Below are 18,058 nucleotides of genomic sequence, written 5' to 3' on the forward strand. Positions count from 1 at the left end.
ATCACGGACAATTCTATAACAAATATTATGTTATAAAATTATAGATAGAATACTATCTGTGCTATCGGATGTATTTATGATATTCCAGTATTCGTTACTGGAATATCATATTGTTGATTTTTGTTTTGAATTGTTAATATAATGGGACATGATTTGTTTTGAAGATTATTCAGGGGGTGTTTGTCATACTTAAGTATAAATATTTCTTTCTCCCATATGATGAAGCTGAAATAGAAGCTATAGAAGGCTGGCTGGAATCGATGGCTGCCCAGGGGTTTAAGCTTGCACGTATTAAAGGGAGTCGTTTTGGTTTTGAAGAGTCGTCAACCAATAAAGTACGCTATTGTATTTATCCCACCATGGATGATGCATCTTTCGATATGCCCGGATGGAAATATGTAGGTAAACTTTCGCTGTATTTTAACGTTTTTATATCAGAAGATAATAATGACACCGATAAGCCGGATGTTGACCCTATATGCATGGAAGTTGCATTAAAAAAACAAGTATTTAAACGTAGGTATAGAGGTATACTATTCTTTTTGCTTGCTGCTTTATTGCTGATACTTTTTATTAGACTGAATTTTAGTTCGGGTGGCTTTATAAAAATGCTTGTTGATTATGATGTATTGCTGCCAGTGGGAATACTGGCTGGATTTATAGGTGCTGTGCTATCGGTATTTCTGTATGTTGTTGCACATATAAATAGGAAGAAAAGAATCAATTCGCCTATGGAGCGCAAGAAGCAGCCTGTGGTAAAAACACACAGAATATTTGAATGGTGTCTGATTGCAATAATTGTTATAAGTGTTTTTGTTATTATAGTACAGCTTGAAAACGCAAAGCGGATTGAGACTATTCCGTTGGATAAATATACTTTCAGCATAAAACTTCCTCTCATGGAGCAGATTTCTCCTAATGAGTGGTCTGCAGCGGAAGCAATTATACACAATTCCGATCTAAGAAGCAGATACTCGGTAACAGAAGAAAGCCGCTATGTGGCTCCAACGATATTATATGTCAGGCAGTCTGTAGACACAGTACAGGGCATATCGAATGTTTATGAGGAGCCGTTTAGATACGGTGTTAATTATTATGAAATGATAAACGAAGACTTAGCAGTTAGATATGAAGAAGAGCTCCGCAGTAATTTAGATTCTGATGAAATGACTAACATATATGTTGATGGTTTTGACAGTGCAACGTATTTTTTGAAAGGGAAAACAGAAAACATTGTACTCAGAGCCGGAAATGTTGTTATAACCGCAATCTACTACGGTTCAGGCAGCTTGCTTGATTCAGTTCATCAGTTTTCGTCTGCAGCTCCCTATATTCAATAATTTCTTAAGAGTGTCAAGGGGGCGGCAGACTGCGCAAAAACACCGAAGGTATCAAAGTAAATATACCATAAGAGCATTGAAAAATCAACGGCTTTATGGTATTGTTTAAAGAAAAAAAGATGTTAAAAATGCAAAGATTGTACCGGTACGTGCCTTCCTGAAATATCCACGAGGTTTAATACTATTCAGTCCAAAGGCTTAGGGCATCCGCTCTTAAACAATGAAAACAGAGTTTGTAATGATTTGGACCTAAACAATAATATCCTGATTATTTCCGGATCAAATATGTCCGGGAAAACAACATTTATGAGAACCGTGGGAATTAATATGGTTTTGGCACAAACAGGAAGCTAAGCTATGCATGTGCAGATCGGATGAGATTTTCCATGATGAAAGTAATGACTTCTATGCGCACAATTGATGCTTTAACAGAAGGTGTTTCCACTTTCTATGCAGAAATAAAGAGAATTAAGGATATAATAGATTATTTTCAAGTAAATGAGAATCTATTATTTTTGATTGATGAAATATTTCGAGGTACAAATTCTGTTGGCAGGTTGAAAGGAGCCGAAGAGGTTCTCTAAAAGCTTTGTAAGCTTGGAGTGTGTGGCATTATTACGACTCATGATTTAGAGGTGTGTAAATTGGAAGATACATACCCACGAATTAAAAATTATTGTTTTTATGAACAATATTCCGGTAATGATATAATCTTTGATTATAAAATGAAAAATGGAGTATCAAAAACAACTAACGCACAATATCTTCTTAGAAAAGTTGGTATTATTGAGTAACTAATACAGATAGGCAAAGTAATTCCGGTGACGGACCTTAAAATAGTATAAGGAGTTAATAAGGAGAAGATTCGAAGACACTCTTTTTATTTTGCATCCTTTGGATAAAAAGTTTTTGCAATAAATAGTCCGCAATAGCGGACAATCAATGGGAGGGAGCTAGAATAGATAAAAAAGAGTTGCTATTATAAAGAAAGATGTGAGTACTATGTAATTCCTTGAAAATTCATATATAACTCTTGTCTTTTAAATTTATATATATATCATGAGTTGAATACTTTTTTCTTTTTTAATGTTGTTACTGCGAAAGAAAAAATACCGCTGAATAACAAACTGAAATAATAGCTTATACCTCTCCATAATAACATTGCTGCCGACAAAATGCTTGAGGGAAACAAATGTCCAAGCAACAGTATAAAACCAATCTCGCTTGCACCTGCTGTACCGGGAGTAGGTATAAATGATACTGCCATGTACAGAAATGATTGTAAGCATATTATATCAAGTATGTTGGATTTATCTAAATTAAATGATTTATAAATAAAGAATGTTGTGCTGAAAAATACCGTGAGCTGGATGAAGGTTAGGGCAAACATTTTAATTGTAAACCGGTGGTTTTCTTTCAGTTTACTGATACTGTCCCTATATTCTGTGATGAATTTTTCAGTTTTACACATCATCTTTTTTACATCCTTAATAAGATGAATTTTATATAGCAGGTTAAATAATGCTTTGCATATTTTTAATAAAATCTGCTGATTGAATGCAATTAATAAAATTGCACTCAGCATAATCATATTTAATGTGAGTCCTGTAATTATAAATGCGGAAGCTCCGCCGTAATAATTGGTCAGAAGCTTCATTTTACAGACAGCAAGAAAAAAAGTATAAATGGTTACACCAATCTGAAAAAGTTATCGCTTGCTTAAATAAAGCATAAGATTACATTAAATTTTGGTTAAAGAATATTAGACCAACCTGCAGATGAAATTGATGAATTGACGGCAATGATGGGGCGCGAGATTAGTAAAATTAAGGGGCAGACCATTTGCAGGTATGCCCCTTGAGTTTTTATGCTGGAATCTGAATCTTAATTTGACTGTTCTTCCTTTTTCTTTTTGGGGTTGGCAGGAAACCACCCCTTTTTAACTCGTTCCTCCTGATGAAATATTTCGAGGATACTCCACAGAGACGAAAAACCCGTTATTCCCAATACAGCCGATAAGGTAGTGTTCTCAATGAAAAAAGATAATACTAAAAATACTACTCCTGCTAACAGAAAAGCTGGCCAGATTTTTTTACCTATGTAGTATTCTGCTTTTATAACTATGGGGTGAAACACTCCTATTATTACAAAAGACACAAGCCCTATTATAAATCCCTTAAAATTCATATATTTCTCCTGTTCCGATTTTATTATTTATATCTGTCTGATTCCCGTAACTTCCGGCTTTACAAGCATCGAAAAGTTGGTGTCGTAAATTACGAAGCCGGGCTTTGCATTTGACGGTTTTCTGACGTTTATTTTTTTTGTGTAATCAACTTCAACCGTACCCGAGTTTTTGCCTTTGCTGTAATATGCCGCAATCTTTGCCGCTTCTATATACTCGTCATCAGTTAATTCATCGCCGTTTGTTCTTATGATTACGTGAGAACCGGGAATATTTTTGGCATGGAACCAGAAATCTTCTTTTTTCGCTGTTTTAAAAGTAAGGGCATCATTTTGCAAATTATTTCTTCCTACCAGTATTTCATGCCCTGCGGATGAAATATACGTTATAAAATCAGGTTTAAATTCCTTTTCTTTTTTAACCTTGGATTTTCTTTTCATTATGCCTTCGGCAATCAACTCGTTGTATATTTCGTCCAAATCATCTATAGTTTCGCAAGCTTCTATAGAATACAATATATTTTCCAGATATTGAATTTCATTTAATGATTCACCAATTAATTTATGAAGCTCTTCCTCTGCCTTTTTAAGCTTGTTGTATCTTTTAAAAAACTTCTGACTGTTTTGAGATAAATTGAGTCTTGGATCTAACGGAATGGTTATTTCCTTTTGCTCAGGGTCATAATAGTTTAAAACCTTTAATTTATGGTTTTCAGGTTTTTGATGCAGGTTTGCAAGAATCAGTTCACCGTAAATTTTATATTTATCTCTGTCCTCGGCATTTAAAAGCTCGTTTCTTTGCTTTTCAACCTTTTTTCGATTACGTTCAATTTTTGTATTCATGCTTTTAATTAAGCTTGCAACCCTTTGCTTAATTTTATTTTTATTATCCAATTCATAGTAATAATCATCAAATAAGCTTCCGGGACTTTCATAATTCTTTTTGCTATAGGATCTGAGATAATCAACATCTATGCAGTAAAAGCCGTATTGCTCATTGTTTTCATCTAAATAAATATTATATGAGAAATCATTATTATTTATTTTTTTTATAATCTGATTGAAAGCATCCCACATATTTTCTTTTTGTTCCGGTGTAAGCTCTCCTATATATGTGCTTTCGTTTAAATTTGTGATATAACACATTTCTCTGCTTATAAAAGGGCTCAGCCCTATGAAGCTTTTGTAAAAGAAATTGTAAATAAGCGTCCCATCATTTGAGTTATCAATCGCACTGAAAAATACATCCTTATTTATTTCAAAAGGATTAATTTTATCTTGCTGTGGGGGAGTTACATACTTTATCCCGGGATAAATTTGTCGTACCGAACTTATATTTTCAGCAACCCTTTTTATAGAATCTATTATAACGCGCGTATCTGTATTTATAAAAATTATGTTGCTGTGTTTTCCCATTATTTCAATAATCAATGATTTATGTACCGTAGTATCTAATTCATCCTTGCACTCGAAAGCAATTTCCAATATCCTGTCAAAATTTATTTGTTTTATATCCGTAACGTGAGCACCGCTCAGATGCTTTCTTAAAAGCATACAAAACATAGGCGGTTCTTGCGGATTTTTTCTTGTTACGCTTGTTAAATGCAGGCGCGGACTGCTGCTTGCTGCAGTCATTAAAAGTTTATGATTTTCCCCTCCGTTTCTTATTGCTATTATTATTTCATTTTTATCCGGTTGGTAAATTTTATCCACCCTTCCGCCGATTAATTTATTATGTAAATCGTGTTTTATACTGTTTAAAAATATACCATCTAAAGACATTACGTAATCCTCCATTCATTCCTATGAACAAACGCAATAGTCCGCCTCTGTCATTCAGAGGGCTTTAGCTCGAAAGAAGCCCTAACCCTATTTTTAGTTTTTTTAAAAATAGTGGTAGGTCTTTATCAACTAATTCCAAAAATATATGACCGTAGGGAGTAATTATTTTTGAATTAGACTGAGAATCTCATATTTTGAAGTGCTGAGATCCCTCGCTTCACTCGGAATGACGAGTACGGGGTTATTCATATAATTAATATTGTAACTCAAAAAACAATTAATGTCATGAAATATTTTTTCTATCGTTCACCTATCATTACCTATTGTTGTGCTATTGTTCTCCTACTGTTCTCAATATTTCTATTTACTAATTTGATTTTAGTGTTATAATAAGATAATAATATAGTAACATCAATAACAGGAGTATGAAATGGCGAATATATTTAGTATGACCGGTTACGGCAAGGGTGAACATAATGACGGAAAAAGAATAATAACGGCTGAAATAAAGACAATTAATAACAGATATTGTGATATAAATATAAAAACTCCGAGACATTTGCGCTTTTTTGAAGATAATATAAGAAAAATCTTGAAAAACAGCGTACAAAGGGGTAGAATAGATGTATATATCAATATAGACTATTTAAACGAGTCTGATACTGTCATTGTTCCTAATCTATGCTTGGCAAAGCAATACAAAGATGCCATTGACGAAGTTAAAAAGGATTTAAACATTTCAAGTAATGTTTCATTAGATACAATTATTAAATTTCAGGATGTACTTGTAGCAAAGGAAGATGCGGATGATGAGGATGAACTTCGCATCTGTGTGGAATCCGCTATTCAAAATGCAGTTAAAAGCTTGCTGCAGATGAGACTGGCAGAAGGCAGTCAGCTTGAAAAAGATATAAAATCAAGCATGGATAAAATTCTTGTATCAATATCTGATATAGAAAAAAATTCCGAAACAATTGTATCTGATTATAAAAATAAATTTGAATTAAGAATTAAAGAGCTTTTGGGAAGTTCACATGAGCTGGATGAGAACAGATTATACAACGAAATAGTTTTTTATGCTGATAAAAGTGACATTAATGAAGAAATCGTAAGATTCAAATCACATATGAAGCAATTGAATAATGTCTTGGCAGAAGGTGGTCAGGTAGGCAGAAAGTTAGATTTTATTATACAAGAGCTGAACAGGGAAATAAATACAATCGGGTCTAAAATCGGAAATCTTGATATAATACAAATGGTAATAGAAATTAAAAACCTATTGGAGAAAATCAGAGAACAAATACAAAATATAGAGTAGGAGATATATTAATGGCAAACAATACTATTAACATAGGGTTTGGAAACATAGCGCTGTCTAACAGAATTATAGCAATTGTAAGTCCCGAATCAGCACCTATTAAGCGTGTAATACAAGAAACCCGTGAAAAAGGAAAGCTTATTGATGCTACGTATGGAAGAAAAACAAGAGCAGTAATAATTACAGATTGTGAGTATGTAATTTTATCCGCAATACAGCCGGATACCATGGCACAAAGATTTGAACACAACAACCACAATATAAAGTAATGAGGTGTAAGGATGGACAACGGATTATTGGTGGTTATATCAGGTCCTTCGGGAGCAGGTAAAGGCACGATATGTAAACGGCTCAGGGAAGTAATGAAGGATTTGAAGGTTTCTGTTTCCGCCACTACTCGTCAGCCAAGATGGGGAGAAATCGAAGGCGAAAGTTATTTCTTTATTGATGAAGAGGACTTTATAAATAGAATTAATAATGATGAATTCCTTGAATATGCTAAAGTTTATGGAAACTTCTATGGAACTCCGAAAAAGGAAGTATTTAAACAGCTTGAAGCAGGAAATGATATAATACTTGAAATTGATATTCAGGGAGCTTTGCAGGTTAAAAAGAATTATCCAAGAGGAGTTTTCATTTTTATATTGCCGCCTTCCATTACAGAACTTAAAAACAGAATTGAAGGACGCGGAACGGATTCTAAGGAAGTAATTCTTGAAAGAATGAAGAGTGTTTATGAAGAACTTAATTATGCTTTTGAGTATGATTATGTAGTATTAAATGATGAAGTTGAATCTGCAGTAGAAAAAATAATATGTATAATTAAATCCGAAAAAAACAGAGCTATCAGAAAAAAAGCAATAATCAACAAAATCAGAGAGGTATAGTATGAAGAGAATTTCGATTGATGAATTAATAGATATGGTGGATAGTAGATATTCGTTGGTAACAATTATATCTAAAAGAGCAAGACAAATAATTGACGGCTCAGAGGTAATGGTAAAAACTAATACAATTAAACCGGTTGGAATTGCAATTGAAGAATTTCACGAATATAAATACGAGCCGATTTATGATTATGACAAATATAAAAAAGCTCTTGAAGAAAATGCAGCAAATGAATCAGTAGAGGAAGCTGCTTCTGACGAAGAAAAAGATAATATTGGCGAAGAATAATTAAAATTATGAAGTAACAATAATCAGTCTACGACTGATTATTTAATTTTACACTATAGCTTTATACTATAGCTGAGAGGCAGACATGTATAAAAAATTTGTGCAATTAATACTAAACAATAATTCTAAAAGCATCGATCAGCTTTTTACTTACGGTGTTCCGGATGCTTTAGCAGATGCTGTGGAAATTGGTAAAAGAGTGAAGGTAAACTTCGGTAATAACAAACACATGATTGATGCATTGATTGTATCAATTGATTGCTCATGCCAGATTCCCGAGCATAAAATTAAGACAATCATTGACGTACTTGATGATGTTCCTGTTGTCAGCGAAGAAATGATAAAACTTATCTTTTGGATAAGAGAAAGATATATATGCAAATATTCTGATGCTATTCGTCTGCTGATTCCCGCAGCTATTAAATATGAGCACAACATAGTTGTTAAAGCTAAAGAAATTAACAATATTTCATTGAGCGACAAAGAAAAAGAACTGTATAATTTCATCAAAGATAATCCTCTGGAATTAAAAAATTTAAAAAAGCACTATACCTATAATGATATATTTACAGTTATAGATAATCTGAAGGATAAAGATGCAATTGAAATAATAAGTAAGGACAAGTTAAAAGGAAAGGAAGCTTATGAAAAATATGTTTCATTAATTGAGGACAAAAATATTAATGAATATGATATAAATAAAACTAAAAATCAAGTTAATGTTATAAATTATTTGAAAGAGAATAAATTGGTAAATATAAAGAAGCTGTCTGAGGATTTAGGTATATCACCGTCAGTAATCAATAACTTAATAAAAAAAGATATATTAAAAGAAGAATATATTCTGTACCAAATTGAAGAAAAGAATGTTATAAAAAATGAATTAAAACTAAATGAAGAGCAAAAAAACGCATGCGAAAGTATAATTTCATCCGACAATAAAGTATTTTTGCTCCATGGTGTGACAGGCAGCGGAAAAACCGAAGTTTATATGAATATAATAGAACATTATATCAATGAAAATAAACAATCCATCATGCTTGTTCCTGAAATATCCCTGACTGCCCAAACCATAGACAGATTTGAAAAAAGATTCGGCAATAAAATAGCGGTGTTTCATTCGAAATTAAGCAAGAAAGAAAAGCTTATACAATGGACAAAGGTGCATAACAAGGAAGTAGATGTTGTAATCGGAGCACGTTCTGCTGTTTTTTCACCCATCAAGGATTTAGGCGCTATAATTATAGACGAGGAGCATGAAGACAGCTATATTTCTTCAACCTCTCCCAAATATAATACAATTGAAGTTGCTATAAAAATGGCTCATAATTTAAACAGCAAGGTGGTACTCGGCTCTGCAACGCCATCTATAAATACGTACTATATGGCTCAGAAGGGTCAGATTGAAATAATAGAGTTAAAAAACAGAGTGAATAATCAAATGCCTGATATGAAAATAATAGATATGAGCAGCGAATTAGATAAAGGAAATAACACTCTCATAAGCGAAGAGCTGTATGAAAGCATGAAAAAAACTTTATTTAATAAAGAGCAGGCAATTTTATTTTTAAATAAAAGAGGTTATTCAGGATTTGTAACATGCAAAAAATGCGGTCATGTAGTTAAATGCGACCGTTGCGACGTGTCTATGACCTACCACATCAAAGGCAATATGCTTAAATGCCATTATTGCGGCAGGACGAAACGAATGATGTACGAGTGTCCTAAATGCGGAAGTAAAAAAATTGAGCAGTTCAGCGCAGGAACTCAGCATGTGGAAAGATTGGTGAAGCAACTGTTTCCCAATGCAGTAACAGAACGTATGGATGTTGATTCAATGACAGACAGGGACTGTTATGAAAATATATACAGACGCTTCAAAAATGGAAGCATCGATATATTAATCGGAACTCAGATGCTTGCCAAGGGATTTGACTTTCCCAATGTTACTACGGTTGGAGTGTTGGTAGCTGATGCAATTTTAAATCTGCCCTTTTACAATGCCAGCGAAAAGACATTTCAGCTTATAACTCAGGTAAGCGGCAGAGCAGGAAGAGGCAGCAAGACGGGAAATGTATTTATTCAGACCTATGAGCCCAACAATTTTATAATAAATGCAGCTAAGAACAACAATTATGAATTATTTATAAATGAAGAGCTGAAATTAAGAAAAGAATTTGCATTTCCGCCATTTATTAATATAATAAATATATGCCTCATATCAAAAAATGAGGATTTAGTTATAAAGACGGCAAATGAAAAGTATGAAGAAATAAAAGAAGCCGTTAAAGATATGGTTAAGGAAAGAAGTTTATTATTATATAGACCTATACCACATTCGATTTACAAGATTAATGACGAATACAGAATCAACTTATTTATAAAGGCATCACGAAGTAAAATGGCTGAGTTAAAAAAAATATTGAGAAGTGTATACATGGACAAAGACATAGAATATATAAAAGTAAGTATAAATATTAATACCGATACGGTTTAGATACAAGGAGGAATTATGGCTTTAAGAAATTTAAGATATGACGGAGATGAAATATTGAGGAAAAAAAGCAAGGAAATCAGTTCTATAGATGATAGAATTCTGATGCTTCTTGATGATATGGTTGATACAATGTATGAAAATGATGGAGTTGGCTTGGCAGCGCCGCAGGTGGGAATATTAAAACGTGCCGTAGTAATAGATGTGGAAGACGGAAACATATATAAAATGATTAATCCAAGGGTATTAAGTATATCTGACGAAGAGCAAACTGCACAGGAGGGATGCTTGAGTGTGCCCGAAACAAAGGGAATGGTTTCGAGACCGATAAAGGTTACCGCTGAATACACAGATGTAGAAGGAAACTTGGTAACCATCGAGGCTGAAGGGTTACTGGCAAGAGCAATCTGCCATGAGGTAGATCATTTAAACGGAATATTGTTTACAGACAAAATAATAAAAAGTAATTAAGGTGGAATTATGAACGTTATATTTATGGGAACACCTGGATTTGCTGTACCTACCTTGAAAAAGCTTTATGAAAACGGATATGAAATAAAGCTTGTGGTTACACAGCCCGATAAACCGTCAGGAAGAGGAAAAAAGCTCAAGAAATCAGAGGTAAAAGAAGCAGCTGAGGAGTTAGGATTGTCTGTTTTCCAGCCTGATAAAATAAAAAAACAAGAAAACATAGATATATTGAAATCATATGCTCCTGACGTAATTGTTGTAGTTGCTTACGGACAAATATTGAACAAGGAGATTTTAACGATGCCTAAATACGGCTGCATCAATGTTCACGCTTCACTTTTGCCTGAACTTAGGGGAGCAGCTCCGTTAAACTGGGCAATAATAAACGGTGAAACGATGACCGGGGTTACAACCATGCAAATGGACGTTGGTTTAGACACCGGTGATATGCTTTTAAAATCCGAAATAGAAATTGCTGAAAATATGACTGTAGGAGAGCTTCATGATATTTTGATGCACAAAGGTGCAGACTTACTGATTGAAACATTAAATAAGCTGGAAAAAAACAAAATAGTTCCGCAAAAACAGGATGATTCACTTTCAAGCTATGCACCGATGTTTAATAACGAAAATCGTAAAATAAATTGGAGCTTAACAGCAAAAAATATCCATGATTTAGTCAGAGGACTGTCACCATGGCCAACAGCATACTTTACCATGGATGATAAAACTATTAAGGTGTTTAAAGCATCCCATACAAACGACAATCCTGATTATGAAACAGGCTGCGTAATAAAAGCAAACGATGAGGGTATCTTTGTCAAAGCCAAAAAAGGAACAGTAATACTCAAAGAAATTCAAATGCCAGGCAAAAACAAAATGACGGTGGAAGCATATCTGAGAGGAAACAAATTTCCGGAACATATTATCTTACCATAAATATACAAGATATGAGGGGAGTGAAAACGTTGACAGCACTAATGGAATCAGAAAAGGATGTTAATGAAATTGCTAAAGCTATCGCATCAGCTTTAAAAATTGACGTGGAAATTGTTGATACAGAACTCATAAGGGTAGCAGTTGTAGGAAAACTTGAGTATATGAAAGGAAAAAAATTGTTTACATCCGGTTTTAACTATAAAAGATCAATTAATACCGGAGAAAAGTTTATTATAGAATTACCGGGAGAAAATGAGCTTTGCGAAGGTTGTGAATGGCATGGCGATTGTATATATAAGATGGTTGTTTATGCTCCTATAAAAGGAAAGGATGAGGTTGTTGGTGTAATTTCATTAACAGCATTTAATGATGAGCAATATGAAATATTAAAAAACAATTTAAATGCAAACCTATCCTTTGTTGACATAATGGCAAATCTTATTTTTAGTAAGGTAATGGAAAATAGGATGCTTAAAGATACCCTTATTATGAAAGATAAGCTTAATCAAGTTATTAATTCAATAGACAGCGGTATTATAGCAACTGATAATGAAGGAAGAATAACACACATAAATCAGGTAGGCATAGAAAAACTTAAACTGTTCAGTAAAGAAAATATCTTGGGTATTAAATTAAAAAATATATTTCCTGCTCTTGAGTATGAAAAAATTTTAAATTCCAGAGAAAAAAATCTTAAAAAGCAGGAAATATGCAATTTAATAAATTCAAAGCATGATAAGTATATAGTTAATATAAGAAAAGTATTTTTTAATAATGAACTGGAGGGAATAGTTCTTTCGTTTGAAAATTATAATAATGCCAAAAGCAGTGCTTATACGCTTGTCAGCGGAGATATACCTATAAGCACAGATGATATCATTGGGCACAGTGCAGCTATGAGCAATGTTAAAAAAATGACGTTAAGAATAGCAAAAAGCAATTCCACAGTAATGTTAATAGGAGAAACAGGTACAGGAAAAGAGGTTTTTGCAAGAGCCATTCATTATCACAGCTTAAGGAGAGACAAGCCCTTTGTTACTATAAATTGTAGTGCTATTCCCGATACTTTAATAGAAAGTGAGTTATTCGGGTATGAAAAAGGAGCATTTACCGGAGCTAATAAGCTTGGTAAGCCCGGAAAATTTGAGATAGCAAATGGCGGTACTTTATTCCTTGATGAAATTGAAGCATTACCTATACATATGCAGCCAAAATTACTTAGAGTGTTACAAGAAAAAGAAGTTATCAGAGTAGGGTCAAATGAAACATTGCCTATCGATGTAAGAATTATTTCGGCAACAAATGCAAATCTTGAGAATGCAATAAAAAAGGGGGAATTTCGTGCAGATTTATATCATAGATTGAACGTTATTCCAATCGTTATCCCGCCGCTTAGAGAAAGAAGGGAAGACATCATTTTACTTACAAATTATTTTATCGATAAATTTTCAAAAGTAATGGGAAGAAATATTAAAGGTATTGAAAAAGAGTTAGATACGCTTTTATTAAATTATCCATGGCCCGGTAATGTAAGAGAATTAAAAAATGCCATAGAATTTGCGATAAATCTTGAAGAGGGCGAATATATAACTATTAACAATATTCCGTTAACTATCAGAGAGTTTAGTGAACCTCAGGAAATTAAGGAACAAACATTGAAGGAAATTGAAAATTATCATATTAAGGAAGCCCTGAATAAATACGGATGGGATGAGAACGGCCGGCTTTTAGCAGCATAAAAATTAGGTATAAGCAGAGCTACTGTTTATAGGAAAATTAAAAATCTATAACATCTCAACTTGACATGTTGGTATCAAGTTGAGATGTTAACGATATCATTAGTTTTTTGATAAATACAGCAAGAACACTTTGTGAACATGTGTCAAATTGAGATGAAAAATTAATTCTTTAATGCTTTGAATTAGTTTTTTTTATTATAAAAATATATATTAAAAAAAACAAAGCTTAATTTTTAAACGTAAAACGAACGTTTCCAATATATAATTTTATTTTTAATAGCAGTTGGTATAGATTTTGCTAATTATAACTTATAGCAACTTCGTAAAATGATACGAAAAATAAAATTATTTTGGAGGATATAGTATGAAAGGCAAAAGAACAACTTTTCTTTATTTGTCAGAACCGGACATGATTAAAGCAGGAGTGCTTGACGGTAAACAATGTGTTCAGGCTATCGATGACATGTTTAAGGTTGTAGGGGAAGGCGATTATATTATGGGAGGCTTAAGTGGAAATGAACATGGACAACGTATATATTTCCCACCGGAAAAGCTGTTTCCTAATATGCCCGTTGCCGGTCCCGATCGTCGTTTTATGGCTATGATAGCCTATCTTGGTGGTAAATTCAATGTTTGTGCAGAAAAATGGTATGGTTCTAATATTGAAAATAGCAAGCACGGTCTTCCAAGATCAGTCCTGATTGTTGTTTTAAATGATGTAGAAACAGGTGAGCCCTTAACAATTATGTCAGCTAATCTTCTGAGTGCAATGAGAACAGGTGCTGTTCCGGCAGTCGGTGCAAAATATCTTGCAAGTAAAAATGCAAAAATTGCTGCCTGTATAGGTGCCGGCGTTATAAGCAAGGCTACTATAACCTGTATGAAAGCCGCCCTTCCTCAACTGGAAAAAGCTTTGGTTTATGATTTATTTACCGAAAAATCAAAAGATTTTTGTGAAGAAATGAGCGAAAAACTGGGATTTCAATTTGAAGTTGCTGATTCAATGGAAGAAGCAGTCAGAGCAGCCGACGTAATAACTATTGCAACAGCCGGGAAAAGCAAACCAATACTTAAAAAAGAATGGGTTAAGCCAAATGCTTTTATTGCTACACAAGGTACTGCTGATATCCCTGATGATTTATTTACCTCTTCCCGTATAGTATTTGATGAAACACAGATGCATAAATCCTGGAAAGAGGAAGAGGAAGCAATTCCGGAGGAACATGCTTCCAAGCGTCTTGGTTTCCCAGGTGCAGGGGTATTCCGTTTATGTGATGAAGGTAAAATAAATCTGTCAGATATTTGTGATCTAAGTAAAATAGCTTATGGAACAGAACAGGGCAGAACAAATGAAGATGAAAGATTTATATTAATAGTAGGAGGAATGCCTGTAGAAGATGCTGCATGGGGTCGTGTTCTTTTTGATAATGCGGTTAAAATGGGAATAGGGCAAGAATTGGTTCTTTGGGAAGAGGCATATTGGAGGTAAAACTTTATAAAAGGTTAACGTTTTACTACCGGAAGAAGAGGCGAAAATTAACGAATTAATAATGGTTACAGTAACAAATTGTAAATTGATTATAACTATCTTATATAAGGAGTGAAAATAATGCAAGATACAACATTAAGGCTAATAGTGCTTATAGGTTATTTAGTTTTTCTAATGGGCGTCGGACTTTATCAGGGTTCAAAGGCGAAGTCTTCCGCTGACTACAACATGGGCGGTCGTAACATACCCGGATGGGCAGCAGCCCTTTCAGAAAGAGCAACAGCTGAATCGGCATGGTGTCTTGTGGGCTTTCCGGGTTTTGCTTATTCGGCCGGATTAGTGACCATCTGGACAGCTCTCGGCTTAGCTCTGGGAAACATTATTGCTTGGACTGCAATAGCTAAGAGGATGCGAAAGGAAGCGGAACGCTACGATGCTCAGACATATGTGGACTGGATTGCAAAAAGGCACAATAAGAGCAAGGCTGCGACTGTGGTACGTCTTGTGGGAAGCTTTATTATAATTTTTATGTTCGCGTTTTATGTTGAGGCGCAGATTATTGGCGGGGGTAAAACTCTTAATGCACTTTTTGGCTTGAATCCAACTACCGGTATTCTGCTTACGATGGCTATAATTGTACCCTACACCGTATGGGGTGGCTTTCAGAGCGTTGTTTATACAGACTGTATTCAATCAATTATCATGATATTTACATTAGTTATAGTACCGGTAATCGGAATTATTTACATAGCAAATGCTCCGGCAGGAACTGTTTATGCTCATTCGATAGTGGAAGCCCTGAAAATATCCGGTCCCACTTATAGCAACTGGTCCTATGGACTTAAGGGCATTTTGGCAGGTATGGCCATAGCCAGCGAATTTGCCTGGATTGTTGCTTACCTTGGAGGGTTACCGCATCTTACGGTTCGTTTCATGTCTATCAGAGATGATAAGCAGTATAAGATTGGCAGAAACATTGCTTGTATCTGGACTGTTGTAGGCTACACAGGTGCAGTCCTTATCGGTCTGGTGGGTCTTGCAATATTTGGACCCGGTGCTTTCAGTGACGCTGAATTGATTATGCCCACTGTTTGCTTAACGGTTCTGCCTCCTTTCCTGGCTGCGCTTTGTGTAACGGGAGCCATAGCAGCTATGATTTCAACGGCAGACTCCATGTTAATCGTAACATCTTCTGAGTTTTGTGAAAATATTTTGAAGCCGGCAATTCTGAAAGGCAAATCCATTGAACCGAAGAAGGAGCTTTTCATCTCCAGATGTGTTACGGTTGTGGTTGGTCTTGCAGCTACCGTTCTGCCGTTTATTATACCATCAAACATGATTCACAATATAGTATCATTTGCTTGGGCAGGCATGGGAAATCCTTTCGCCGTTGTTACTTGCTGCACCCTGTTTTGGGATAAGTACACAGGTAAGGCAGCTGTATGGACTATGGTTGTAGGCTTCCTTGGTACTGTTTTATGGCAGATTTCACCTATGAACGCATACTTGAATTCACGTCTTGTGGGTGTAATCCCTGCTTTGATCGCAGCTTATGTTGCAACGAAGCTGACGTACAAAACAGACGGACATGATGCTGTGGAAATTACTGCAAACTAAGTGTAACAAAATTAATTACAATTTTAGGATTAAGTGCAAAACACTGAACCTAAAATTGTAGTTATTTAAAGACTTTCGGACTTTATGTAAGTACTATAAGATTATTAGGAGGGCAAAATGCGAATAAAACAACATCCGGTACTAACCAGTATTGTAAAAAAAGAGGTGGAGTTTACCTTCGAAGGAAAAACCTATAAAGGATATGAAGGTGAGCCCATAGCTGCTGCTTTGCATGTCAATGGCGTAAGGGTTTTAAGACATGATCACCGCCCAAGAGGTTTCTTTTGTGCAATTGGAAACTGTTCTTCCTGTTTGATGGAAGTTGATGGAGAACCAAATGTAAGAGTTTGCGTTGAAGAGTTAAGAGAAGGAATGGTTATTAAAATGCAAGAAGGAAAAGGAAAATTAAAAGGTGGTGAAGCATAATGTTACATACAGAGATAGCAATAATAGGCGGCGGGCCGGCCGGAATGTGTGCGGCAATAGCTGCTGCAGGTCAGGGTGCAAGAGTGACTTTATTTGACAGAGGAAAAAAATTAGGCGGTCAATTAGTTAAACAAACACATAGATTTTTTGGTTCCGAAAAAGAATATGCAGGTATCAGAGGAATAGATATTGCTAAAATTTTATGTGATGAAGTAGAAAAAAATAAGTTAATAGACGTAAAAACTGATACAACGATACTTGCTATCTACAATGATGGTGTCATCACTTATGAAGAAGGGAAAAATTACAAAAGAATTACAAGCGAAAAAACTATAATTGCTACAGGTGCTTCAGAAAAAATGCTTTTGTTTGAAAATAATGATTTACCCGGAGTATATGGTGCAGGAGCAGTTCAGACTCTAATGAATGAACACGGTATAGTACCGGGAAATAAAGTATTAATGATTGGTGCCGGAAATATAGGTCTTATTGTATCTTATCAATTAATGCAAGCCGGTGTAAAGGTGGAAGCTATTATAGATGCATCTCCAAATATAGGAGGATACTTAGTTCACGCTTCTAAAGTAAAACGTTTAGGTGTGCCTATACTTACTTCTCATACAATAAAAAGAGCATTAGGAAAGGAATCTGTTGAGGGTGCAGTTATCTGCGAATTAGATGAAAAGTGGCAGCCTGTTTCGGGAACGGAAAAGGAATTAGATGTGGATGTAATATGCCTTGCAGTAGGATTATCTCCTCAAAGTGAACTGTTAAGACATACCGGCTGCGAAGTGAAGTATGTTCCAGGTCTTGGAGGATACGTTCCAATGCGGGACGGAAATCTTCAGACTACCGTTAATGGTATTTATGTTGCAGGGGATACGGCAGAAGTAGAAGAGGCAAGCAGTGCCATGGTTGAAGGAACAATAGCAGGTCTTTCAGCCGCAGAATCTTTGGGATACGGAAAAAATATTTCTGAACTGAAAAAAAGCTTTATAAGTGATCTTGATAGTTTAAGATCGGGTGCAGTAGGTGAAAAAATAAGATCTGGTATACAAAAACTGGGCTGTTAGGAGGTGCATT

General features: G+C 34.7%; 16 protein-coding genes and 1 pseudogene. 14 read left to right on the forward strand and 3 right to left on the reverse strand.

Annotated features, from left to right (window positions below; all coding sequences use genetic code 11):
• Positions 1 to 158: 158 nt before the first annotated feature.
• Positions 159 to 1,340 carry a DUF2812 domain-containing protein gene (locus tag HZF24_RS08240; RefSeq protein WP_179237823.1) on the forward strand — a complete coding sequence of 394 codons (1,182 nt, stop codon included), beginning with the start codon at positions 159 to 161 and terminating at the stop codon, positions 1,338 to 1,340.
• Between the two features lie 365 nt (positions 1,341 to 1,705).
• Positions 1,706 to 1,924 (forward strand): annotated as a pseudogene (locus tag HZF24_RS08250) (MutS family DNA mismatch repair protein); the annotation flags it as partial.
• Positions 1,925 to 2,397: 473 nt separating this feature from the next.
• On the opposite strand, the gene HZF24_RS08255 reads toward HZF24_RS08250, so the two are convergent.
• The 3 genes from HZF24_RS08255 to HZF24_RS08265 all read right to left on the reverse strand — a co-directional run bounded on the left by HZF24_RS08255 (position 2,398) and on the right by HZF24_RS08265 (position 5,306).
• Positions 2,398 to 3,039 (reverse strand): lysylphosphatidylglycerol synthase transmembrane domain-containing protein, encoded by a 642-nt coding sequence (locus HZF24_RS08255; protein WP_322790733.1) that lies wholly within the window; start codon positions 3,037 to 3,039, stop codon positions 2,398 to 2,400.
• 185 nt (positions 3,040 to 3,224) lie between these two features.
• Entirely contained in the window at positions 3,225 to 3,527 is a 303-nt protein-coding gene (locus HZF24_RS08260) for a DUF4491 family protein (protein ID WP_179237827.1), read from the reverse strand.
• A gap of 27 nt (positions 3,528 to 3,554) precedes the next feature.
• Positions 3,555 to 5,306 (reverse strand): Rqc2 family fibronectin-binding protein, encoded by a 1,752-nt coding sequence (locus HZF24_RS08265; protein WP_179237828.1) that lies wholly within the window; start codon positions 5,304 to 5,306, stop codon positions 3,555 to 3,557.
• 430 nt (positions 5,307 to 5,736) lie between these two features.
• On the opposite strand from HZF24_RS08265, the gene HZF24_RS08270 reads away from it, so the two are divergent.
• The 12 genes from HZF24_RS08270 (at position 5,737) to HZF24_RS08325 (ending at position 18,048) form a co-directional block, all read left to right on the forward strand.
• Entirely contained in the window at positions 5,737 to 6,624 is an 888-nt protein-coding gene (locus HZF24_RS08270) for a YicC/YloC family endoribonuclease (protein ID WP_179237829.1), read from the forward strand.
• An 11-nt stretch (positions 6,625 to 6,635) separates the two neighbouring features.
• Entirely contained in the window at positions 6,636 to 6,893 is a 258-nt protein-coding gene (locus tag HZF24_RS08275) for a DUF370 domain-containing protein (protein WP_179237830.1), read from the forward strand.
• Positions 6,894 to 6,905: 12 nt separating this feature from the next.
• Positions 6,906 to 7,511, forward strand: a complete 606-nt coding sequence (gene gmk / locus HZF24_RS08280; protein WP_179237831.1) for a guanylate kinase — start codon at positions 6,906 to 6,908, stop codon at positions 7,509 to 7,511.
• A gap of 1 nt (position 7,512) precedes the next feature.
• Complete coding sequence (rpoZ, locus tag HZF24_RS19430; protein ID WP_179237832.1) at positions 7,513 to 7,800, forward strand: DNA-directed RNA polymerase subunit omega; 288 nt, start codon at positions 7,513 to 7,515, stop codon at positions 7,798 to 7,800.
• Between the two features lie 85 nt (positions 7,801 to 7,885).
• Complete coding sequence (gene priA, locus HZF24_RS08290; RefSeq protein WP_179237833.1) at positions 7,886 to 10,297, forward strand: primosomal protein N'; 2,412 nt, start codon at positions 7,886 to 7,888, stop codon at positions 10,295 to 10,297.
• 15 nt (positions 10,298 to 10,312) lie between these two features.
• Positions 10,313 to 10,765 (forward strand): peptide deformylase, encoded by a 453-nt coding sequence (gene def / locus HZF24_RS08295; protein WP_179237834.1) that lies wholly within the window; start codon positions 10,313 to 10,315, stop codon positions 10,763 to 10,765.
• Between the two features lie 6 nt (positions 10,766 to 10,771).
• Positions 10,772 to 11,704, forward strand: coding sequence for a methionyl-tRNA formyltransferase (gene fmt / locus HZF24_RS08300; RefSeq protein ID WP_179237863.1), 933 nt, complete (start codon positions 10,772 to 10,774; stop codon positions 11,702 to 11,704).
• A 29-nt stretch (positions 11,705 to 11,733) separates the two neighbouring features.
• Positions 11,734 to 13,443 carry a sigma-54 interaction domain-containing protein gene (locus tag HZF24_RS08305; protein ID WP_179237835.1) on the forward strand — a complete coding sequence of 570 codons (1,710 nt, stop codon included), beginning with the start codon at positions 11,734 to 11,736 and terminating at the stop codon, positions 13,441 to 13,443.
• Positions 13,444 to 13,807: 364 nt separating this feature from the next.
• The gene (locus tag HZF24_RS08310; RefSeq protein ID WP_179237836.1) at positions 13,808 to 14,932 is read left to right on the forward strand and encodes a tyramine oxidase subunit B; all 1,125 of its coding nucleotides are present in this window, start codon (positions 13,808 to 13,810) and stop codon (positions 14,930 to 14,932) included.
• A gap of 120 nt (positions 14,933 to 15,052) precedes the next feature.
• On the forward strand, positions 15,053 to 16,549 hold the full coding sequence (locus tag HZF24_RS08315; protein ID WP_179237837.1) for a sodium/proline symporter: 1,497 nt from the start codon (positions 15,053 to 15,055) through the stop codon (positions 16,547 to 16,549).
• A 117-nt stretch (positions 16,550 to 16,666) separates the two neighbouring features.
• Positions 16,667 to 16,975 (forward strand): (2Fe-2S)-binding protein, encoded by a 309-nt coding sequence (locus tag HZF24_RS08320; RefSeq protein ID WP_179237838.1) that lies wholly within the window; start codon positions 16,667 to 16,669, stop codon positions 16,973 to 16,975.
• A complete protein-coding gene (locus tag HZF24_RS08325) occupies positions 16,975 to 18,048 on the forward strand; it encodes an NAD(P)/FAD-dependent oxidoreductase (RefSeq protein WP_179237839.1) in 1,074 nt (357 codons plus the stop codon). Before HZF24_RS08320 ends, HZF24_RS08325 begins: the two co-directional genes overlap by 1 nt.
• Positions 18,049 to 18,058: the final 10 nt, after the last annotated feature.

The sequence above is a fragment of the Sedimentibacter hydroxybenzoicus DSM 7310 genome, from assembly GCF_013403245.1.
GTDB lineage: Bacteria > Bacillota > Clostridia > Tissierellales > Sedimentibacteraceae > Sedimentibacter > Sedimentibacter hydroxybenzoicus.